The organism is Dactylosporangium sp. NPDC000244 (genome assembly GCF_040300725.1).
In the GTDB taxonomy this organism is placed as follows: Bacteria; Actinomycetota; Actinomycetes; order Mycobacteriales; family Micromonosporaceae; genus Dactylosporangium.
Window position 1 is genome coordinate 13,879 of sequence record NZ_JBEPEH010000006.1, and the last position, 20,955, is coordinate 34,833.

The 20,955-nt window shown below is 74.6% G+C and carries 11 protein-coding genes; 4 read left to right on the plus strand and 7 right to left on the minus strand.

Annotation, left to right across the window (positions count from 1 at the left end):
* Positions 1–5: 5 nt before the first annotated feature.
* From ABT369_RS09960 to ABT369_RS09980, 5 genes are all read right to left on the minus strand, one after another.
* Positions 6–5,825 carry a DUF6603 domain-containing protein gene (locus tag ABT369_RS09960; protein ID WP_350611357.1) on the minus strand — a complete coding sequence of 1,940 codons (5,820 nt, stop codon included), beginning with the start codon at positions 5,823–5,825 and terminating at the stop codon, positions 6–8.
* A 26-nt stretch (positions 5,826–5,851) separates the two neighbouring features.
* Positions 5,852–8,080 carry a ComEC/Rec2 family competence protein gene (locus ABT369_RS09965; RefSeq protein WP_350611358.1) on the minus strand — a complete coding sequence of 743 codons (2,229 nt, stop codon included), beginning with the start codon at positions 8,078–8,080 and terminating at the stop codon, positions 5,852–5,854.
* Between the two features lie 7 nt (positions 8,081–8,087).
* Positions 8,088–10,256: a LamG domain-containing protein gene (locus ABT369_RS09970; RefSeq protein WP_350611359.1), complete on the minus strand. Its 2,169-nt coding sequence runs from the start codon at positions 10,254–10,256 to the stop codon at positions 8,088–8,090.
* Between the two features lie 20 nt (positions 10,257–10,276).
* Positions 10,277–14,143 carry a hypothetical protein gene (locus ABT369_RS09975; RefSeq protein ID WP_350611360.1) on the minus strand — a complete coding sequence of 1,289 codons (3,867 nt, stop codon included), beginning with the start codon at positions 14,141–14,143 and terminating at the stop codon, positions 10,277–10,279.
* 226 nt (positions 14,144–14,369) lie between these two features.
* A complete protein-coding gene (locus ABT369_RS09980; protein WP_350611361.1) occupies positions 14,370–15,083 on the minus strand; it encodes a TetR/AcrR family transcriptional regulator in 714 nt (237 codons plus the stop codon).
* A 38-nt stretch (positions 15,084–15,121) separates the two neighbouring features.
* Between ABT369_RS09980 and ABT369_RS09985 the strand changes: the two genes are divergently transcribed.
* Together ABT369_RS09985 and ABT369_RS09990 are read left to right on the plus strand one after the other, a co-directional pair.
* A complete protein-coding gene (locus ABT369_RS09985) occupies positions 15,122–16,531 on the plus strand; it encodes an FAD-dependent oxidoreductase (protein WP_350611362.1) in 1,410 nt (469 codons plus the stop codon).
* Between the two features lie 26 nt (positions 16,532–16,557).
* Positions 16,558–18,126 (plus strand): sensor histidine kinase, encoded by a 1,569-nt coding sequence (locus ABT369_RS09990; RefSeq protein WP_350611363.1) that lies wholly within the window; start codon positions 16,558–16,560, stop codon positions 18,124–18,126.
* 19 nt (positions 18,127–18,145) lie between these two features.
* On the opposite strand, the gene ABT369_RS09995 is transcribed toward ABT369_RS09990, so the two are convergent.
* Both ABT369_RS09995 and ABT369_RS10000 read right to left on the minus strand, forming a co-directional pair.
* Positions 18,146–19,099, minus strand: a complete 954-nt coding sequence (locus ABT369_RS09995) for an anti-sigma factor RsbA family regulatory protein (RefSeq protein WP_350611364.1) — start codon at positions 19,097–19,099, stop codon at positions 18,146–18,148.
* Positions 19,096–19,845, minus strand: a complete 750-nt coding sequence (locus ABT369_RS10000; protein ID WP_350611365.1) for an MEDS and STAS domain-containing protein — start codon at positions 19,843–19,845, stop codon at positions 19,096–19,098. Before ABT369_RS10000 ends, ABT369_RS09995 begins: the two co-directional genes overlap by 4 nt.
* A 290-nt stretch (positions 19,846–20,135) precedes the next feature.
* Between ABT369_RS10000 and ABT369_RS10005 the strand changes: the two genes are divergently transcribed.
* Positions 20,136–20,282 carry a hypothetical protein gene (locus tag ABT369_RS10005; RefSeq protein WP_350611366.1) on the plus strand — a complete coding sequence of 49 codons (147 nt, stop codon included), beginning with the start codon at positions 20,136–20,138 and terminating at the stop codon, positions 20,280–20,282.
* Positions 20,263–20,871 carry an AAA family ATPase gene (locus tag ABT369_RS10010; RefSeq protein ID WP_350611367.1) on the plus strand — a complete coding sequence of 203 codons (609 nt, stop codon included), beginning with the start codon at positions 20,263–20,265 and terminating at the stop codon, positions 20,869–20,871. Before ABT369_RS10005 ends, ABT369_RS10010 begins: the two co-directional genes overlap by 20 nt.
* Positions 20,872–20,955: the final 84 nt, after the last annotated feature.

Genomic DNA, 20,955 nt, shown 5'->3' on the forward strand with positions numbered 1-20,955 from the left:
TCCGTTCAGCGACGGTCGACGTCGGCGCGCAGGGCCGGGGCGATCAGGGCCTTGGCGAGGCTCGCGGACGCGGCCGCCGCGGCCGGTGCGGCGCCGATCCGTTGCCGCGCGACGGCGGTCACGTCCAGCACCCGGCGGTCGCCGCTCCACTCGGCGGCGGCGGCGCCGAGCGTGAAGTGCAGCGTGTGGTCGGGCTGGACGATGGCGGCCCGGGCGGCCTCGCCGGCGAACAGATACAGCGCGGTGTTCTCCGACAGCAGGTCCGCGCGGAACCGGTCGAGGGCCTTGCCATCGGCGCCGGCCGCGGTCACCTGGAGGTCGGGCCAGCCGGACACCGCGTGGGAGCGCAGCAGTAGACCGGAGGCGGTCGCGTCGACGCCGCGCAGCACCGCCGCCGTCCACGGCCGCACGCCCGCGGCGGCGACGTCGGCGGCCAGGGTGCCGTCGAGGGCCACGTCGCCGGGGGTGCTGCGCCCGACGCTGAGCGCGCCGTCGAGCAGGCAGGCGACCCAGCCGGCGTGCACGGAGAAGAACCGCACGGACTCCGGCGGGGCCATCCGCTCGTCCGGCACGAGGTAGCTGAACGGCACCCCCTCCAGCCGGGCGAGGGCGTCGATCCAGGCGGTGACGAGCGCGGGAAGCTCCGGCCGGGACTGGTCGCCGCTCTTGCGGCGCTGCGCGCGGAGCCGCTTCCAGCGGTACAGAGCCGCCGCGAACGGCCGGCTCTGCAGCGCCAGGAGGCGGCCGAGGTCCCACGCGGCGGCGAAGCTGACATCGCCCGGCCCGGAGACGGGCATGAGGTCGGCGGCGGACGCGACCGGCAGCTTGGCGCGCTCCGGGCGGGGCTTCGGCACGAGCGGGCCGCTGTAGCCCGCATCGAGGCGGTCGCCGGTGCCGGACAGGTACGGCATCGGCAGTCGCCCGGACGGGTCGGCGCCGGGGGTGAGCAGCGGCGCGGCGCCGGCGGCGAGGGCCCTGAGCAGCCCGTCGAGGCCGGGCCCGGCCGCGGAGGACGTGAAGCGCCAGCTCTTGAGGCTCACCAGGCGCAGGGTGGGGGAGTCGGGGCCGGTCGCGGTGTACCGGTGCCGGACCGAGACGAGGTGGGCGACGTGCGCGGCACCGGCGGTGGGCAGCCGGTTGCCGATGACGACGGCCCGCTCGGCGCCGGCCGCGTCGCGGCGCACGTGGGCGAGCAGCGCCAGGTCGCGGCGGGTCGAGTCCTGCGCGGGCAGCAGCGCCGCGGGCACGTCGATGACGGTGACCTTCTCGTCGGCCGGGAGGTCGCCGGCGGGGCCGAGCTCGGCGGCGGTGACCACCCGCGGGTCCGGCGCGTCGGCCGCGTCGAAGAGGACCACGGCGAGCCACGGCAGGTCGTCGCGGTCCGCGGTCGCGGTCTCCTGCCAGGGCAGGGTGCTGTGGTTGAGCACGACGTGCGGCAGGTCGGCGGTGTAGTCGCCGTGGCCCCCGTCGGGCGGGTAGACGGCGTAGACCTCGTCGGCGCCGAAGGTCGGCCGGGACCCGGCGACGGTGAGCCGGGACGTGCCGCCGAAGTGCTGCGCCGGGATCTTCTTCGTACCGGTCTCGTCGGTGCCGACCTCGTGCTTGAACTCGATGAGGTACGTGCCGCCGGGCAGCGCCGGCAGGTGGTACTGCAGCAGCCGCAGTTCACCGGCGACCGCCGAGTCGGTGCCGACGAGCGGGGTGGCGCGGGGCCGGATCTCGAACCCGGTGAGCGCGTCGCGGACCAGCGTCGCCGCGTTCGGGTCGGGGCGCAGGTCGCCGCCGAGCTCGGCCCACAGCGCGGCGGGCACGTTGCCGAGCACCGGAGTGAACGAGAAATGGTGCTCCATCGGCACGCCGTCGCGGGTGATCGCGATCGACAGCGTGGAGTCCAGGTGGGCGCCCTGATGCTCGGGGCGCACGATGTGCATCGGCCCGGCGGCGAGCGCGGCGATCGTGCGCTGGGCGTGACCGGCGGCCTGGACGGGCGTGGCGGCGGGGCCGTCGGCCTCGAACGGCAGCGGCCCGCCGCTCGCGTCCACGGCGAGGCGGGTGACGGCGAGATCGGCGCGGATGCGGGCGGCGGCCGCCGGGATCGCGCTGCCGGCCCGCAGCAGCAGCCGCTGCGGGTCGGCGACGCCGAGGTCGGTGATCGCGGGGCCGGTGGGTGCGGCGTCCTGCTCGCGGATCAGCCCGGCCGCGGCGGTGAGCGTGCACGGGTCGGCGGCGGGCAGGAACCGGCGGAACGCGGGCCAGTCGATCGGCGCCGGCCCGGTCTGGTTCTGGGCGCCGAACGCCACGTCGAAGGAGATGATCCACAGGGAGATGTGGGCGGTGCCGGCGAAGTCGGGACCCCAGATGTGCAGGTCGGCACCGACGTCGACGCTGATGTGGTGGGTGCCGAAGAAGTCGAACGTGTAGGACACGTTGAAGTCGACGTAGGCGCGGGCGTCGTAGTGGTACGGCTTCCAGGCGATGAGGAAGTCGACCCCGGCGGTGAACGCGGCGCGCAGGTTGCCGCTCTGCCATACGACCTCGAGGTGGCCGCCGGCCATCAGCGCGGCCGGGGTGAGCGCGTAGTAGGCGTCGCCCTTGATGCCCAGCGCCTGGTCGTACTGCCAGTTGAAGCCGATCCGCGGCACCTTCGGATAGTGCGCCGGCACGGCGTACTGCGGGTGGTAGCCGCCGACGGACAGCACGAAGTCCCCGTCGTGCTCGCCGGCGAACCAGGTGGTGAACGCGAACCCGCCGGTGAGGTGGCAGTCGTGGGAGAACAGGAACGACGCCTGGGTCAGCTGCGCGGCGACGCTGAGCACGCCGGCGTCCGGCTGGAAGCTCGCCCGGACCGCGAGCTGCAGCTCGGCGAGGGGCGCGACCGCGGGGGCGGGCGCCGGCTCCGGGCGGGGCGCGACGAGGGTGGAGATGCCCAGCACGTCGAGCTCGAACGTCTCGCCGAAGCTCACCGCGAGCAGCGCGAACGAGTCGATCATCTGGAACGAGCTGAACCGGACCCCGGCGGCCAGGAACATCTGCCCGGCCGTCGGCGGCACCCACTGGCGCAGCCCGGTGAGCGCGGTGCGCAGCAGGTCCCGCGGCTCCCCGGTGCCGGTCGGCGCGCCGGACACGGCGGTGGCGACGAGCGGGAAGTCGGCGACGCCGGTGATCGGGGGCAGGACAAGAGACCGGTTGTACCCGAAGCCGGCGGCGAGCCCGGTGACGGTGAAGAACGGCGGCCCGCCGAGCGTCTTGTCCAGCACCGCGTAGACGAACATCGACGGCTGCCCGTTGAGGTAGACGTAGCCGCCGACCGCGGTGACGGCGAAGGCGGAGGTACGGATGACGGCGGCGCCGTCGTACTCGTCGTAGGGCTCCTTGCCGGGCTCCCGCACCGTGGTGCGCAGCAGGGCGCCGCCGACCTCGACCGGGCCGCTGCGGTAGTCGACGCCGATGCCGCGCAGGTCGAAGCTCGGCGCGAAGTGGTCGATCGGCGAGCCGAGGGTCAGGCCGTCCAGGGACAGGGTCAGCCCGGCCAGCGACAGGGCGGCGTCGAGCAGGAAGCGGACCTGGCCGTCGGCGTACTCGAAGCCGATCCGGTCGAAGTAGACCGGCCCGGCCGAGCGCTGGACGTCGAACCACTTCACCGGATCGGCGCCGGCCCCGGCCGTCTGCGGCTGGCTCTGGGGCTGGCCCTGCGGCTGGGTCGTCGCGGCGGGGGCCATCGGCAGCGTCAGGTCGCGGGGCGGGGCGCCACCGCCCAGCGCCAGCCGGGCCGTAATCGTCGCGCCGGTCGGCAGCGGCGCGGGCAGCGGGGCGACGGTGGCCGGCAGCAGGGCGCTCAACGCCGCCGACTCGGCCGCGTTGTACTCCCGGGACGCGACCACCAGCCGCAGGTTGTCCACGGCGGCGGTGCTGCCGGCCGGGAACTGGCGGCCGACCAGCGGCAGCCCGGACAGGCTCAGCGACGCGCCGAGGTCCAGGCCGAGCACGGCGCCGCCGTCGACGGCGAGCACGACGTCCTTGAGGTCGATGGTGAGGTCCTCCGGCGCCGCGGCGGCCAGGTCGGCGCTCAGCACGCCGAGGATGTCGCGCACGCGGATGCGCCGTCCGTCCTCGGTGTGCCGGTAGGTGGCGACGAACCGGGTCGCGGTCGCGTCGGCGAGCAGGTGCAGGTCGAACTGGAGCCCGGCGACCTCGACGGTGCCGGTGAACTCCTTGCGGTATCCGGTGCCGTCGCGGCTGACCCGGATGTCGACGGTGGCGGCGAGGCGGGTAGCGGACGCTGCGTCGCCGACCGGCAGCGACACCGAGCAGTGCAGCGCCAGCCCCGCGCCGCCGGTGTCGAAGGACGCGTCCAGGGCGTCGAGGGACGCCCCGGCGATCGCCGCCGGCAGCACCGGGTCGACGTCGTACAGGGCGACGATCTGGTCGTGCACGGCCTTGACGGTGAGGCTCTGCCCGGGGCGCAGCCCGCAGCTGAACCGCCAGCCGCCGGCCGCCTCGGCGTGCTCGGCGGTGATGTGGAAGTCGGCGCCGAAGATGGCGCCCCACGCCTCGACGCCGCCGGTGACGCCGCGGGCGTCCTTGACGACGTGGAAGGCGAACGACCGCGGCGCGATCGGCAGCCGCCCGGCGGTGAGCTCGAAGTCGGTGGTGATGGCGGCGGAGATCTCGTAGCGGCCGGCGTCCGGGTAGGCGGCCAGCCGCAGCTCGTTGAGCTCGGCGGCCGGGAAGGCACCGGCCGCGGCGGGGAACCAGGCGGCGGCCAGGGCGCGCAGGTCGACCGGGTGGGCCGGGTCGAGCCGGCCGATCAGGAAGAACGACGGCAGCCCGGCGGTGACGCGGAACGTGACGCCGTCGACGGTGAGGCTGGCATCGGCCTCGACTCCCCGGACGGTGCCGGCGTCGAGGTCCAGGCCGATGCGGACCGCGTCGATCGCGAGGCTGGTCAGGCCGAGGTTGCGCAGGCCGGCGTCGACGTCGGCGGGCTTGGCCCCGGCGAGCGCGGCCAGGGCGCCCAGGGCCGGCAGGATGTTGCCGTCGGCGGGCAGCACCTCCAGCACCCAGCGGCCGGGTCCGCGCAGGGCGAGCCGGACGGTGAAGTCCTGGCCGCCGATGCTCGCGGTGGCGTGCACGTCACCGCCGGCGGAGGCGGCGAAGCGTTCGGCGCGGGAGCCGGTGCGGGCCCGCAGGGTGACGCCGATGCCGCGCAGCTCGACCGAGCCGGCGACGATCGGCCAGGTGCCGGCGGCGTCGGCGGTCAGCGTGAGCTCCGACGCGTCGGCGGGCCGGGACCCGAAGGTGGCGGTGAGGCCGGTCAGCGGCAGCAGGTCGAACACGGCGCCGACCGGCAGGCCGTCCTCCAGCAGCCCGCCGCCGATGAGGGTGCCGAACGTGGCCAGGGACGCCGCCGGCCGCGGCCCGTCCGCGAGAGCGAGGGTGATCCGGCCGGCCGGGTCGAGGCCGCCGGTGACCGCGACGGTGGTGCCGCCGGCGGTGAGGCCGCCCTCGACGGTGACCTGCACCGCGAAGCCGCCCGGGTCGGCGGCGGCCCCGGTGAACACCACCCGCACGGCGGTGAGGTGCAGGTCGCGGCCGGTCCGGCCGACCGGCCAGGCGTCGGTGCAGGCGCCCGCGACCGTGAGCGTGCCGTCGGCGAGCGTGATCCGCGGGTCGCCGAGGGTCAGCCCGCCGGCCGGGAGCAGCGTCGTGAGGCGGGGCACCGGGCACGTGTCCTCGTCGAGGCTCAGCCCGCCGCCGGAGACGGCGAGGCCGAGCCGGTCGTTGAGGTCCGCGAGGGTCGCGACGATGCCGACGGGTTGGCTCATGCTGGGCGCCTTCCTGACCGGGTGCCTTACTTGATGTCCACGTTCATGGGACCGTTGACACTGTCGTAGCTGACGGTGAAGAGGGTCGCCGGGTTGACGGCGTTGGCAACGCCGCGGGCCGCGTTGCCGGCGCCGGTCGCGGCGCCCCCGGCGACGCCGACGCGCACCAACGCCGCCCGCACGCCGTCGCGCACGTCGTCCGGCTCTCCCAGGTAGTGCGCCGCGGCGGTGACCGCCGCCACGAACGCCGCGTGCTGCGTGGTCAGCCGCACGACCGGCGGCGCGTTCAGGGCGGCGTGCCGGGCCGCGTCGACGACGATCCGCGCGGTCTCGGCGGCGTCGAGGACCTGCACGAGGGCGCCCATGGCCGCGCCGAGCACCGCGGCCTGGGCCGGGGTGGCACCGGCGTGGGCCGCGGCGTACGCGGCGATGCCGGCGTAGGCCGCGTCGTCGCGGCCGTTGTTGGTGGCGTAGGCGACCTCGGCAGCGACCGACGCGGCGAGGGCTTCGTCCGCGGTGGCGCCGGCGCCCGTGGCGGCGTTGGCGATGCCGGTCCGGTAGCCGGCGCCGGCGGCCGTGACCATCGTCGCCCGGATGATCGCCATGCCCTGCACGCCGATGCTGGTGCGGATGGCGACCGGGTAGGCGTTGATGACGCCGTCGATCGACGCGGGGGTGGCGCCGGGGGCCGTCGCGGCGTTGTTGGCCCGGGTCACGAGCCCGTTGACCGGGTTGCCGTTGTTCTCCACGTTGCCGAGCCACATGACCGCGGTCAGCGCCTGCGACGCCTGCTGGTCGGTGGCGCCCGTCGCGCGGGCGGCGGCCTGCACCACGCCCCGGGCCCCGCCGGCCTCCCCCACCTGGTCGACCAGCCCGGGCGCGGGCGCGTATCCGGTGACGGCGTTGGTCGCGTTCCCGGCCGCGATCACGCCGCGGCGCATCTGGCCGACCGGCGACAGGTTCGACTGAGCCTCGGTGACCCGCACGACGATGTGCCCGGGCAGGCCGCCGGCCGGGTCGCCGGCGGTCTGCGAGACCGTGCCGCCGTAGGACAGCGGCGGCACGACGTTGGGTTCGCGGTATCCGGTCAGGAAGTGCTCGACCGGGCGCAGCGGGGGCGGTGGCGGCTCCGGCGGGTGGCGGCCGGCGTTGGTCGGGTCGCCCAGGATCGGAGCCTCCGGGTAGCCGTCCAGCACGTTGATCGTGCTCTCCGCTGGGTGGTGATGCCGGTTGCGCGGACCGGTGGAGATGATCGCCGCGGCTGGCCGGAGCCGGGTGATGAACTCCCGCGAGGTGGCGGAGTTGGAGCCGTGGTGGCTGGACTTGACCACGAGGACCCGCCCGGCCAGGTCGTCGGTGGGGTTGAGCCGGAACTTGACGCCGTTCTGCAGCACCGGCAGCATCTCGTGGTTGACGTGCCCGTCCTCCTGGGCCCGTTCGAGGTCACCGGCGACGAAGTACTTGAAGTTGCCGAACGTGAGCAGGAACCCGAGGCTCTTGGGGTTCTCGTCGTCGTTCTCGGCGTGGACCGGCTGGTTGGAGCAGAACGTCATGCCGCCGCCGGGCTGCAGCACGTACTTGTTCGCGGTGACGCAGATCAGTGACGGGCGGCCGGGGGCGTAGGCGGGCACCGCGGACACGGCCCAGTTCGGCTCGACCAGGCCGTTGCCCCACATGATGTCCTTGCCGAGCAGCCAGTGCGGCTCCCGCCAGTTGCGGGCCGCCGGGTCGCGGCGCGACGGGCGGGCGTTGACCACGCCGCGGGGGATCACCGCCTGGCCGGCCCCGTTGTAGTCGACGATGTCGAAGCTGTTGACGTGCTGCGTCGCGTACACGAACGGGCCCGGCTTGTTCGCCGCGGTGGTGCGGTATTCGAAGTACTCGCTGTCGACGGCATGCCGTACGCCGTACGCGTCCTCGGCGTAGCGGGTGTCCTCGTGGCCGTCGAGCCGGCCGGTGTCGTAGAGGATCGCGCTGTTGTAGCGGAGGGTGTTGTTCTTGAGGAGCTGGCTGATGCCGTAGAAGTGGTCCTCGTCGAAGTGGGTCACGGCGATGACGTCGACGGTGGCGATGTTGAGGGTGTTGGCCAGGTAGGTGTTCACCGTGGGCGCGGAGCCGATCTTGCCGCCGTCGATGAGGACGGTACGCCGGATCGCCGCCTGCGCCGGCGGGTTGCCCGGGTGCCTCGCCACGATGATGGTCGCGTCGCCCACCATGCCGATGTCGAGGTGGTGGATTTCGAGGGTCCACGTCATCGGCCCGTCACTCCCACGCGATCCAGTCGAGCCGCAGGTTCTGTTGCCACCCGGCGTTGAGCGCGTCGAGGCGCAGGATGTTCACCTTGAAGTGGCTCTGGTCGATGTACTTCACGGTCACCGCGAACGTGTCGGTGTAGTAGCCCTCGCTGCGGGCGGTGACCGTGGCGTGCGGCACGACGCCGAACCGCTCCGGGAAATCGACGCGGACCTCCTTGACGCCGCCGGTGTGCGGCCCGGCCACGAAGTGCCCGGCGAGCATGCGGCCGAAGCGGTGCGAGGTGCCGACGCTGAGGCCGAGCACCTTGGCCACGCCGTTGACGAAGAGGGTGTTGCCCTGCGCGTCGGCCCCGCCGATGGACACCGGGTTGCCGACCGGGTTGATGGCCAGGGGCTTCGCCCCGTGCGACTGCACCCAGCTGTAGTTCTGGTGATACCCGAGGCGCAGGTTGGCCCCGTTGGTGGGGCCGACGATGACGGCGTTGCCGTTGCCGTCCTGCGGGGTATGCAGCACGTGCAGCCGGCCCTCGGGGTTGTTCGTGGCGACACCGACCCGGGCCTCGAGGGTCTTGTCGGGCAGGGTCGCGTCGCGGACCACGAGCGGGCCCTTCTCGATGGTGACGGCGAGGTGGCCGTCCCAGTAGCCCGGCATGTTCTCGTAGTGCACGAGCAGCCGGGCGTGGCCGGACGGCGGGGCGGCGACCATGCCCTTGACGTCGACGAGGATGCTCTCCCCGGCGGCGAGCGCGGTGATGCTCGGCGTGGTCATCCGCCACGTCAGCGCCATGCCCTCGGCGGTCGGGCTGGTGGTCACCCACCGGTCGGCGCGGATGTCGATGCGCTCCAGCGCGGCCCGGGCGCCGAGGGCGACGTCGGCGGGCTGGGCGTCGAACGAGAAGATCAGCGTGGAGGGTTCCCCGGCCGTGCTCGGGGTGATCGGGATCGGCCGGCGGGACACGTTGGTGATGCGCAGCCGCAGGTTCGAGGGGCTGACGCCGTCGTCGACGATGCCGTTGACGCCGACGAACCCGGCGTCGAGCGGGATGTGCTGCTGGCCGCGCCGGTTGACCAGGGACAGGTGCTGCACGCGGCTGCCGGTCAGCAGCGAGGTCTCGTCGACGTACGTCATCTGGTCGTAGCGCAGCTGCACGCGGGTGCCGCGGGTGCCGCCGCGGCCGTCGGCGCCGACGTTGCCGAGCGTGAAGCGCACCGTCTCGTCGGGCTTGATCCGCAGGCCGGCCTTGCCGGTCAGCGACACGGTGAAGCCGTCGGCTCCGGCGGCGGTCCGCGCCGTCCAGCCGTCGGGGACGGCGACGGTCGGCGGCGCCTTCGGGTTGACCATGAGGACCCCGGGCCGGAACTGCAGCTCGAGGTGGCAGGCGGTGCTCTTGGCGTCGACGGCGGCGAGCGCGACGGACTGGCTGGCGGTGTTGGTGACCTCCAGCACCATCTTCTGCCCCGCCGGGTCGTCCACGATCGCCAGCACCGGCTGGACGTCGGTGTCGTGCAGGCTGAACGCGAGGGGGTGGCTGCGCCGGAACGCCGCCATCGCGCTGCGGTCCTCCTCGATCACCTGGCGCACCTCGGCGGCGGTGAGTGCCCGCTCGTAGACGCGGACGCCGGCCATGCGCCCGGCGAATCCGAGCTCGCCGAGCTTGGCGGCGGCCAGGGCGAGGCCCCAGCCGGTGTAGCCGAACACGGCCGGGATCGCGGCGCCGGCGGGCTGGCCGTCGAGGTAGCACGTGAGCAGCTTGCCGTCGTGGGTGGTGGCCACGTGCACCCAGCGGCCCAGCGGGAGCACCGGGGTGCACGAGGGACCGCCCCAGCGGCCGAGCTGGGTGCTGCCGTTGGGCTCCAGCAGCCAGTGGTAGGCGCCGACGCCGGGCTGGCCGAGCAGGAGCAGCCAGGAGCGGCGGGCGGGCAGCTTGTCGAGGCGCACCCACCCGGCGACGGTGTGCACCGGATTGGCCGAGGGGACGCTCGGGGCGACGTTGGCGACCGTGACCGTGTCCGCCCCGGCGAAGCGCACGCTGCTGCCGAAGTCGTCGTCGGGCACGACGAGCGGGCTGCCGGTGGTGGTGCCGTGGCGGGCGTGGGCGGAGCTGTCCGGGGCCCGGCCGCCGGTGAGCGCGTCGAGGCGCAGATGCACCAGCAGCTGCTGGTCGAAGCTGGTCATGCGGGGTCCTTTCGGCGGACTCAGGTGCCGGTGGGTTCGTGTCGCAGCTTGAGCCAGCCGCCGCGCAGCCCCTGGACCGCGGCGAACGCGGCCGCGGGGGATGCGGGGCCGATGCGCTCCTCGCCGAGGTCGAGCACCGCGTCGACGATCGCCTCGGCGCCGGCCAGGACGCCGGCGAGCACCGGCTGCGCGCGGCGGTCCCGGGCGACGAGCTCCGCGGTGCCGTCCGGGCCGGGCGGGAGCAGCCAGCCGGCGGCCCGCAGCGCCGTCCAGGCCGGCCCGGCGACGGTCTCGGCCAGGCGGGCCAGTGCGGCGGGCCGGTCCAGCAGCGTCGTGCCGAGCGGGGCGAGGACCGCCTCGACGCCGTCGGTCATCGCCCGGAACGGCGGGTCCAGCCGGGCGGACACCCGCGCGTCTTCGGCGACGGCGAGCAGGCGCTCGTCGGCGGGGACGTGCCGCAGCCAGCCGATGCGCGGGTCGGTGAGCTGGTCCCAGAGCCGGTCGGCGAGGGCGGCGGCGAACACGGACCGGCCGATGGTGGCGGCGGTGCCGACCTCGCGCCACGCTCCGGCGTTCTCGCTCACCCAGCCCCAGCGGTACCCGGGCTCCACCGGCAGCGGCAGCCGCAGCCCGTCGGCGCCCGCGAGCACGGCCGCCAGCGGGAACGTCATCTCCAGCGCGCCCATCGCCGCGGCGTAGTGCACCGGCGGGATGCTGATCGACTTGACCGGCTGGATGCCGGTGGTGACGTGGACCTTGCCGCGCGGGTCGACGAGCATCCGCAGCACCAGCGGCGGGTCGTCGACCGCGTGGGTCTCGGTGAGCGGGCCGTTGCCGCAGGTGCGGATGAGCGGGTGCCGGCCCGGCGCGGCCTGCGGGCTGCGCAGCACCGGGTCGCCCTGCGGCCAGTACCCGATCATGCCGTCGTCGAGCTGCTCGTGGGCGCCGAACCGGACCGGGAACCGCACCCGGGTGAACGCGTCGGTGTCGCGGGTGCCGCGCAGCATGTCCTGGCGGAACTGGTTCCAGCCCTGGTGCACCGCGGGCAGGCCGAGCAGCTCGAGGTCGAACGCGGCGCGCACCAGCGCGATCGGCCGGCCCACCAGGACCGCCAGGTCGACCTGGTGCTCGGCGACCGGCTCGATGTTGGTCAGGGCGCTGTCCAGCACCGCCATGAACTCCGCGACGTAGGCGGCACCGCCGCCGAGGATCGCGGTGACGGTCTCGCGCAGGTGCACGTTGCCGATGTCCGCGGCGCGGGCGACGCCGGTGCCGCCGGGCGCGCCCGACCAGCGGGCCCGCGCGTCGATCACGCCGAGCGGCGCGCCGCGGTTGTCGTACACCATCAGGCTCGTGTCGACGTGGTCGGGCAGGAACCAGCCGCAGACCGGTGTGGTGTCCGGATGCTCGCTGGTCTCGCCGTCGCGGTCGGCGGCCAGCCAGCGGAACTGCACGCGCGACGGCTGGCTCAGCCGTGGCGGGAGCGCGACGAGGTCGGTGTTGCCCGGCACGGTGAGGCTCTCGGCCGGCACCAGCCGTCCGGTCGGCACCTCGCGGGTCTGCCCGAACGTGTCGACGAGCCGCAGCCGGGCCAGCCGCAGGGTGCCGGAGCGGATCGGGCTGAAGTCGTTGAGCGGCTGCGGCGCGCTGCGGTTGCTGGTGCCGACCGCGGCGGCGACGGCCGCGCCGAACGCGACCTCGTCGGGGAACGCGAGCGGGTCGCCGACGGGCAGCTGCTTGACCAGCCGGTGCATGAGCAGCGCGTCGTTGAACCCGCCGAGGGACTGCGCGAGGCAGTCCATGCCGGCCAGCTCCTCGTAGGCGCGGATGGCGGTGAACACCTGGTCGTCCGGGCCGGCGGCCGGGTGCGCCGCGAGGTACCACGCCTTGACCTTGCCGATGACTGGGCCGATGTCCTCGGGGGCGGGGCCGCCGGCCGCGGCGAAGTACTCGGGCAGGATCTGCTTGTCGAGGTAGTCGCGCAGGCTGTCGCGCATCCGGCCGCCGGCGTGCCCGGTCAGCAGCGTCGTGCCGGTGTAGAGCGCGGCCGCGCCGGCCACCGCCGGGTTCGGGTCGGTGCAGACCAGATCCGGCTCGGTCGGGTTGAGCGCGAACCCGCCGGTGACGAAGTCCGGGTCGTAGGCGTCGACCTCCGGGTAGAGGTTGCCCCGGGCCCGCAGCGGCAGCAGCTCGACCTGCCATTCCAGCTGGAACGGGTTCCACGGCCGGCCGTCGCTGGGGCGGAACGCGGCGCTGGCCTGGTCCTGGCGGGCCAGCAGCGCGGTGAGCCCCTCCGGGCGCAGCTGGATGTCGCGGACCTCGGCGGCCGGCGCGACGGAGCACGCGAGGACGCCGTCGAAGCCGTGCCGGTCGGTCGGCTTCGCGTCGTCCCAGAGCAGGTGCACGACCGGGTCCGTCGGCTCCCAGTAGCGGGGCGCCTCGAGCTCGCTCAGCTCGTAGACCAGTCCGGCGTCGCGCAGCTGCGGCGTCGTGTTGAAGCTCGCGACCGCGGCCTTCGCGGCGGCGTAGGCGGTGGCGAGCCGGCCCTCCGGGGTGTCGCCGGGCTGCAGTGCCGCGAGCGCCTGCTGGGTGCGCGGCAGCGTGCGCCGCTGCACGAACGCCCGGACCTCGTCGATGTCGGGGTAGGCGTCGCCGGTGTCCTCCGGCGGATACGCGCACAGCAGGTACTTGTACCAGTCCGCGAACAGCTGCCGCCGCTGCGACTCCGCCTCGGCCACGGCCCGGTCCCGGACCCGCTGCGCCTCGTTGAGCGCGGCGAGCAGGCTCGCCAGCCCGGGCGGCAGCGGCACGGTGGCCTGCGCCTGCCCGCGGTCGGCATCGGCCGGCTCGGGTCCGGCCGACGCGGGGGCGATCGTCCACAGCCGCCCGCCGCGGCGCGCCACGAATCCCTTCTCGTGGCGCAGCTCGCGAAACTTCGCGTCGACGTCGACGAGGCGGTGCTCGATCCGCGACGCGAGCAGGATCGCCTCGAGGTGGTCCTCGACCTGGACGCGGTGCGCCGGGTCGATGCGCAGCGCGAGCGCCACGGACAGCGCCTCGGTCGCGGTGTTGCCCACGGTCAGCGTGGCCGGCATCAGCCGGGCCGGCGTCGTCGTCGCGGTGAACCCGCACGCGGCGTAGCAGACCATCTGGGTCGGCGCGTCCTCGCCCGGGTAGGTCCACGCGGCGCGCTCGCGCAGCACGTCGGCGAACGGGCGGCGCGGTGTCGTGTCGGCGATCGCGCGCACCGTGGCGAGGAAGTCCTGCGCGGGGTCGCCGTACCAGCCCAGCAGCTCGTAGCGCAGCCCCGGAGGAATGGCCGCGCCGATCTGCGGGTCGTGGAATCCGAAGACGCTGTGGCAATTCGGATACAGGGCCGCGAAGGTCGGGTCGCTGTATCCGGACTCGGCGTTCAGCAGATATCCGACAGCGGTGACCTGACGCACGTATTCTGCGTTAGGGTCACGCTCCTGCCACAGTTCCCGCGGTACCGCCCGGCCCAGATATCGGAATGGCCGGGATGATTGCGCGGACTTCGGGAAAGGCACGGCGACGCCGGCGGCCGAGCCGGTGCCGTCCGGGTGCAGGTATCCGCTCTCCACCACCCAGGCCCGCGGCGCCAGCCCGCCGCCGGTGCGGCGCACCAGCCACCGGTCCGGCACCGCCGCGAACACCGCCCGGTTGCCGCCGCCGGCCGCCTGCCGCCCCCTGGTCAGCGCGTCCGGCAGGGCCCAGTGCAGGTGCATGCCGGCGCGCAGCAGCGCCGTCTCGTCCTCGAAGGCCTGCCCGACGATCTCGTCGCTGATCTGCGCCACGTCGCCGTTGACGTCGCGGGTGCCGTCGAAATACGGCAACCGGCTGTAGTCGGCGGTGGAGCGCACCACCACCCGGTCGATCGGACAATGCAGAGCCGCAACCTGCACAGGGACGAGCAGCGTGCTATTCATACGACTCCGACCTGCCGCAATTCTCGCCTCGCCGAGAACTTAGCGGCACGTCAATGTTTTTAGCAAACCCTCCGAAGCGCGAGCGCATATTCTCGCAGCTGCCCGCAAATCCCGACGGAACCGGGCATACCCGTGCCGAAATTCAAGACCATCGGCCGATGGACGTCTACTGACGGTGCTGATTCGCAGCCGATCGGGGGATCAAGGACCCGAGGCCGTCCAGCAGCCAGTCCAGGATGGCCTCGAAGGTCTGGGGCGCGGCCGCGTGCCGGTCCGGGTCGGCGGCCCAGCGGCTGAAGTGGGGGTGGGCGCCCTCCGCCGCGATGCGCTCCAGATACGGCGCCGCGCTCGCGGCCAGGTCGGCGTCGGTGGGGGAGCCGATGCCGGCGCGCATGGTGCGCTCCTCCAGCAACGCCAGGCCGGAGCCGAACACGTGGCCGAGCACGGTGTTGACGAACCCCATGCGGGTGGCCGCCGGCAGGTGCAGCGGGTCGAGCTCGGCCAGGGCCGCGTCGTAGAGCGCCAGCGCGTTCGGGCCAAGGGGCGGGCGGGCGAAGGCCAGGCGCGCGAACCACGGGTGGCGCTGGACGGCGGTCCAGCCCGAGGCGCCGAGCGAGCGCAGGGCCGGGCGCCAGCCCTCGCCCCGCTGGACGGCGAACCGGCCGTACACCTGGTCGGCCATCAGGTCCGCGAGGCCGTCCTTGCTGCCGACGTACCGGTACAGGGCCATAGGGCTGCGCACGCCCAGGCGGGCGGCCAGCGCGCGCATGGTGACCTCGCCGCTGGGCTCGGCGTCGGCCAGCTCCGTCGCGGCGGCCACGATGCGCTCGCGGCTCAGCGGCGGGGGAGCGGGAGTCTCGTACCACACCGGACTGTTCATGGTGGACAAAGATTACCAGGCCGTGTACTACGTACACCATGAGTGGACAACGTACACCTGACGTTCTCGTCATCGGCGGAGGGCTGGTCGGGCTCACCGCCGCGCTCGTGCTGCGCCATCACGGCGTCTCCGTGACGCTCGTCGAGCGCCGCGCCGGCACCTCGCCGCAGCCGAAGGCGCGCCGCTTCCACATGCGCACCATGGAGATCTTCCGCGAGCTCGGGCTGGCCGGGCTCGTGCACGAGGCCGCCCGCGACCTGGCCGGGCACGACCACATGGCGGCCGGGCGCACCCTCGCCGAGGCCGAGCAGTTGCCGCTGTGGCAGCCGGCCGGCGGGCTCGCGGTCGAGGTCAGCCCGGAGCTGCCCTGCCTGCTCGCGCAGGACTCGCTCGAGCCGCTGCTGCGCGCCGCGGCCGTCGAGGCGGGCGCCGACGTGCGGTTCGGCACACCGCTGCTCGGCTTCGAGCAGACCGATGACGAGGTGATCGGCCGCCTGGAGCACACCGAGATCCGGGCGCGGTACCTGATCGCGGCCGACGGCGCCCGCAGCGGCATCCGCGAGACGCTCGGCATCACGCGCGCGGGATCGGGCGCGGTCGGCGGGCCGAGCGTGAACGTGTACTTCACCGCCGACCTCGCCGACGTCGTGCGTGGCCGCGAGTTCAACCTGTGCCAGATCGACCATCCGGAGGCGCCCGGCGGACTGGCCGCCGTCGACGGGCGCCACCGCTGGGTGTTCATGAGCCCGGGCGGCGACACCGAGCGCGACTGGCCTTCGCTGCTGCGCACGGCGCTGGGAGTACCGATGCCGGATCTCGACGTGCGAAGTGTCCTGCCGTGGCAGGCCGAGATGCTGGTGGCCGACCGCTACTCGGCCGGGCGCGTGTTCCTCGCCGGCGACGCGGCGCACGTGATGCCGCCGTATGCGGCCAGCGGCGCGAACACCGGGATCGCCGACGTGCACAACCTCGGCTGGAAGCTCGCCGCCGTCCTGCGCGGGCAGGCCGCGCCGGGCCTGCTCGACAGCTATCACGCCGAGCGCCGCCCGGCGGGGTGGTTCGTGGCCGAGCAGTCCGCCCGCCGCACCGAGTCGTTCAAGCTCGGCACGCCCGACCCGACCCTCGCGCACCCCTACGTGCTGGCGGCCGGCGGCTTCCAGTACACCGCCGGCGCGATCGTCCCGGACGGCTCCGAGGAGCCGACGCTCGACTTCGCCCCGGCGGGCCGCGTCGGCACCCGGGTGCCGCACCGCTGGCTCGACGGCGCCCGGTCGACGTCCACATTGGACGCCGCCGGGCCGGACTGGGCGGTGCTGCCGGGCGGCGGCCGGGTGGACTTCGCGGGCACCGGCGAGGTGCTGCTCCTGCGCCCGGACCACGTCGTCGCCTGGCGGGGCACCCGCGCCGACGACGCCGCCCGTGTCCGCGACGCGCTGCTCAAGGGCTAACCCCGGCGCGCAGTACCGTTGCCAGAGTGTTGGTCGCCGTCGCGCTGGTGGCCGCCGTCGTCGTGTTGGACAGCAGCGGACTGCTGAGCCCTTGGTGGTCCGTGCTCGTCGACGATGTCGCGCAGCTCCTCGCCGCCGTCGCCGCGACGGTGGCCTGCTGGCTCGCCGCCGCCCGGCAGCGCGGGGTCCAGCGGTGGTGGCGCATCTGGATGGGCGCGGGCGCGTGCGGCTGGGCGCTGGGCCAGGTCGTCTGGTGCTGGTACTTCCTGGCCCGCGGCGAGGAGCTGCCGACCCTCTCGCTCGCCGACGCCGGCTACCTGGCCCTGCCGGTGTTCGCGTTCGCCGCGCTCGTCACGCTCGCCATCGGCCCGTCCGCGCAGCGCCTGCCCCGCCACCTCGCGGGGCAGGCGCTGACGGCGATCGACGGGCTCGTCATCGTCGGCGCGCTGTTCGTGCTCAGCTGGATCACCGCGCTGGCTGCCGCCGTGCACGGCGGCAGCGCCGACCGGGTGAGCTACCTGGCCGCGATCGCCTACCCGGTCACCGACCTGCTGCTCACCGTCCGGGTGGTGCTGCTGCTCGGCGCGTCCTCGGTGGCGGACCGCGTCCAGCTGGCCCTGCTCGGCACGGGCCTGTTCTGCTTCGTGCTGTCCGACAGCGCGTTCGCCTACCAGGTGGCCGTCGGCGCCGGCGGCATCCCCCCGGTCGCCGACATCGGGTACATCGCCGGGTTCGTCCTGGTCGCCATGGCGGCGTGGACGACACCGGCCCCGCCGGCGCGCTGGGCGGCGCACGGGGAGCTGGGCTTGGGCCGGCTGCTGCTGCCGTACTACCCGGTGGCCGCAATGGCCGTCGCGCTGGTCGTGCAGCGGGTCCGGGGCATCGAGGCCGACGACGTCACGGTGATCGTCGCGTCCACGGTCGTCACCCTGCTCGTCGTCCGCCAGGCGATCACGCTCGTGCAGAGCGCCGACCTGGTCGCGTCGCGCACGCGGATGCTGCTCACCAACGACGACGCCCGCCGGGAGCTGGAGCGCAACCTGCACGACGGCGTCCAGCAGCGGCTCATCGCCCTGGCGCTGGACATCCGCCGGGCCGAGTCGGAGGTACCCCCCGAGCTCACCCGGCTCCGCGCGGAGCTCGACGCCGTCGTCGCCGCGCTGAACGGCACCGTCGACGAGGTGCGGGAGATCTCGCGCGGGGTACACCCGTCGATCCTGACCCAGGGCGGGCTGCGGCTCGGGCTGCGCGCGCTCGCCCGGCGCTCGGCCGTGGCCGTCGAGCTCGACGTGCAGATGGAGGGGCGGCTGCCCGAGCCGGTCGAGGTCGCCGCGTACTACGTGATGGCCGAGGCCCTCACCAACGCCGCCAAGCACGCCGAGGCCACCGTCGTGTCGGCCGGGGTGGCGGTGCGGGGTGGCGTGCTGCACCTGTCGGTCCGCGACAACGGGATCGGCGGCGCGGATCCCCGCAGCGGGACGGGTCTCACCGGCCTGTCCGACCGGGTCGAGGCGCTCGGGGGCACCCTGACCGTGGACAGCCCGCCGGGCCGCGGCACGAGCCTGCACGCCGAGTTCCCCCTCGACCGGCCGTGACGAATGCCGAGCCGCCTGGTCAGGGCGCGGGGTTCTCCGCGATCAGCCGGATCGTGAAGCCCTCGGGTCCGTGCCGCAGCGACACGTACGCGCACAGCTGGTACGTCAGCCACAGCCCCAGCCCGCCCGGCCCGCCCGCGGCGATCAGGCCCGCCGCCGGGTCGGCCGGCCCCGGGCCGCGATCGCCGACGGTCACGAGCACGCGGCCCGGCTCGGCCCAGGCGCGCAGGCGGACCGGCGCGTGGCCGTGCCGTATGGCGTTGGTGACCGCCTCGGTGACGCCCAGCAGCAGCCCCTGCAACTCGTCGATGTCCAGTGCCGCGATCGGCTGGAGCGCCTCGACGGCGTTGCGGGCCCGCACGAGCGACGGGCCGGTCAGCTCGACCGCCGGCGGGAGCGCCTCGAGCGGGTCCGTCCACGGCCGCACCGCGCCGGCGAGGAACTCGCGCGGCGGCCGGTAGCCCGGGCTGGTCACCCGGTCCCCGCCGGCGGTGACCAGGTGTGTGTGCGTGCGCCGCACGTCCTCGAGGACCTCGGGCGGGGCGGTGCGGGTGTCGTAGGGGCAGAGGCCGTACATCGGGAACTCGTCGTACACCTCGTTGGCGGCGGCCTCGTAGCGCGCCCACCACTCCCACGGCACCCCGGTGCCCGGATGCGGCACGTCCCCGGCGATGCGGATCTGGGCCGCGCCCTCGGCCACGTAGCCGGCCAGCATCTCGCGGTGCCGCCGGATCGCGACCGCCGGGCGCAGGTAGTGCCGGCCGCCGTCGATGAAGGTGACCCCGCTGTCCCGGCCGAGGGCGTCGCGCACCAGCGACTGGTTGTGCGGGCCGAACAGCGAGACGGTCGGCTCGCCGGCCGCGACCCCGTCGCGCAGGAACGGCAGCACGAGCGCGAGGAACTCCTCGTCGCTGCCGTAGAAGCCGGCCTCGTGCAGGATGCCGTCGTGCCCGGCCGCGGGTCCCGACCTCACGACACCACCGCCCGAAGGTCACGCAGCTGCAGCAGGTCGGCCAGCCGCGGTACGGCACTGTGCCGGCCGACCCGCAGCACCGTCGCCGCGCCGAGGCCCCGCACGTGCCCGACGAGCTGCATCAGGGCCCGGTGGTCGATGAACGTGAGCTCCCGCGCGTCGATCGTCACCGCGCCGCCCACCGGATCCAGCTCGATCCGTCGCAGCGCCGCCCGCAGCTGCTCGTGCCCGGCCGGGTCGATCTCGCCCGCCAGCACCGCGGCCACCCCCGGCTCCGCGGTCGCGAACAGCCGCAGCGGCGTCGCGGCCGGCTGCGCGAGCGGGTGCATCCCGGCGAGCTCGGCCACGGCGGCGTCACCGAGCTCGGCCCGGTTGAATCCGCACAGACCGGACAGCGGGTGGCGCGCCATATATGCGTCGATCATGAATTCGTACCGCCCGAAGGCCGCTCGCCCCTCCGGCGTCGCCACCAGCCGGGTCGAGTCGGCCGCGACCCGCAGGCCGGTGTAGCCGTCGGCGAGCGCCCGCTCGGTCGCGTCCGCCCAGAAGCGCAGCTGCTCGGCCGGGTCGATCGGGCCGTCGGCTTCCTCGCGCAGGAGGCTGAGCACGCGCTGCCCGGCCACGCGGCCATCGGCCAGAAAACGGTCCACGACCGTGTGATAGTCGGCGGGATCGTCGAAGACCCAGCTGACGTGGTCGTGTCCGCCGAGCGCGTCGACCGCGTCGACGAACCCGGTCCGGCGCATGGTCCGAACGGTAACACGCTTGCCGCCCGGCAAGCTCTTCCCGGCCGGGTCGGGCGACCGCACGCGTTCGGGCCGGAGTTGTGAACGTCGGGTATCCTTGCCGGTGAAGGGGAGTAGTCCTTCGCCGGTTCGCCGTCAGTTCGGAGCCCTCGCGGTTCCCGGTGGCCGGGCCCCGCGCATCGGGGTGGACGAGACCTTCGACCCAGCTGGTGACGAACATGTTGCCGCGGACAGGGTCGAGGTCTCGCGTGCGAGAGTTCGGTTCCTGCCGGCGGCGGGAAGGACCTCCGATGCCGACCATCGCCGACCGCATTCGCCGGTTCCTGCGCAGCCCCCAGGGGCGGCGGCTGATCATGCGCGCCCAGGACGAGCTGCGCAAGCCGCAGAACCGCCGCCGCCTCGAGCAGGTCGTGTCCCGTGTCCGCCGTCGCGGTTGAGCGGCCCGGCGCCGGTGGTGACCTGCGCGGCGCGACGGTCGCCGAGCTGCACTACGACGCCGACGCCGTCCTCGTGGTCGCCGGCGTGCCCGGCGCGGGCAAGACGACCCTGCTGCGCCGCCTGTTCCCGGCCGGCGGCGCGGGCGTGCGGGTGCTGGACTCCGACCACACGCGGGAATGGTGGCGCCCATACCTCGGCCGGCTCCCGTACCGGTACTGGCGCCCGGTCGTGCACGTCAGCCACTACGCCCGGCTGGTGCGCGCGCTGAACGCGAACGGCCCGATCGTCGTGCACGAATGCGCGACGCGGCCGTGGGCGCGGCGGCTCATCTTCGCCGCCGCGCGCCGCTCCGGCCGCCGGGTGCACCTGCTGCTGCTCGACGTCAGCCCGGCCGACGCGCTCGCGGGCCAGCGGGCGCGCGGCCGGCGCGTGCGGTCGCGGTCGTTCGCGACGCACTGCCGCAACTGGCGGGCCGTCGTGCACGGCGAGCACCGCGACGCGGCGTCCGTCACCCTCATCGACCGGCCGGGAGCCGCGAACCTGGACGCCATCCGGTTCCGGCGGGGCGAAACTTTCAACTCCCGGTGAGCCGCCCGGACGGTCCTCGGCGCGACCCGCGCGCCGGGGCCGTCCGGCCGGCATAAGGCCTCCGAGCGGCGCGAATGCCGGAAT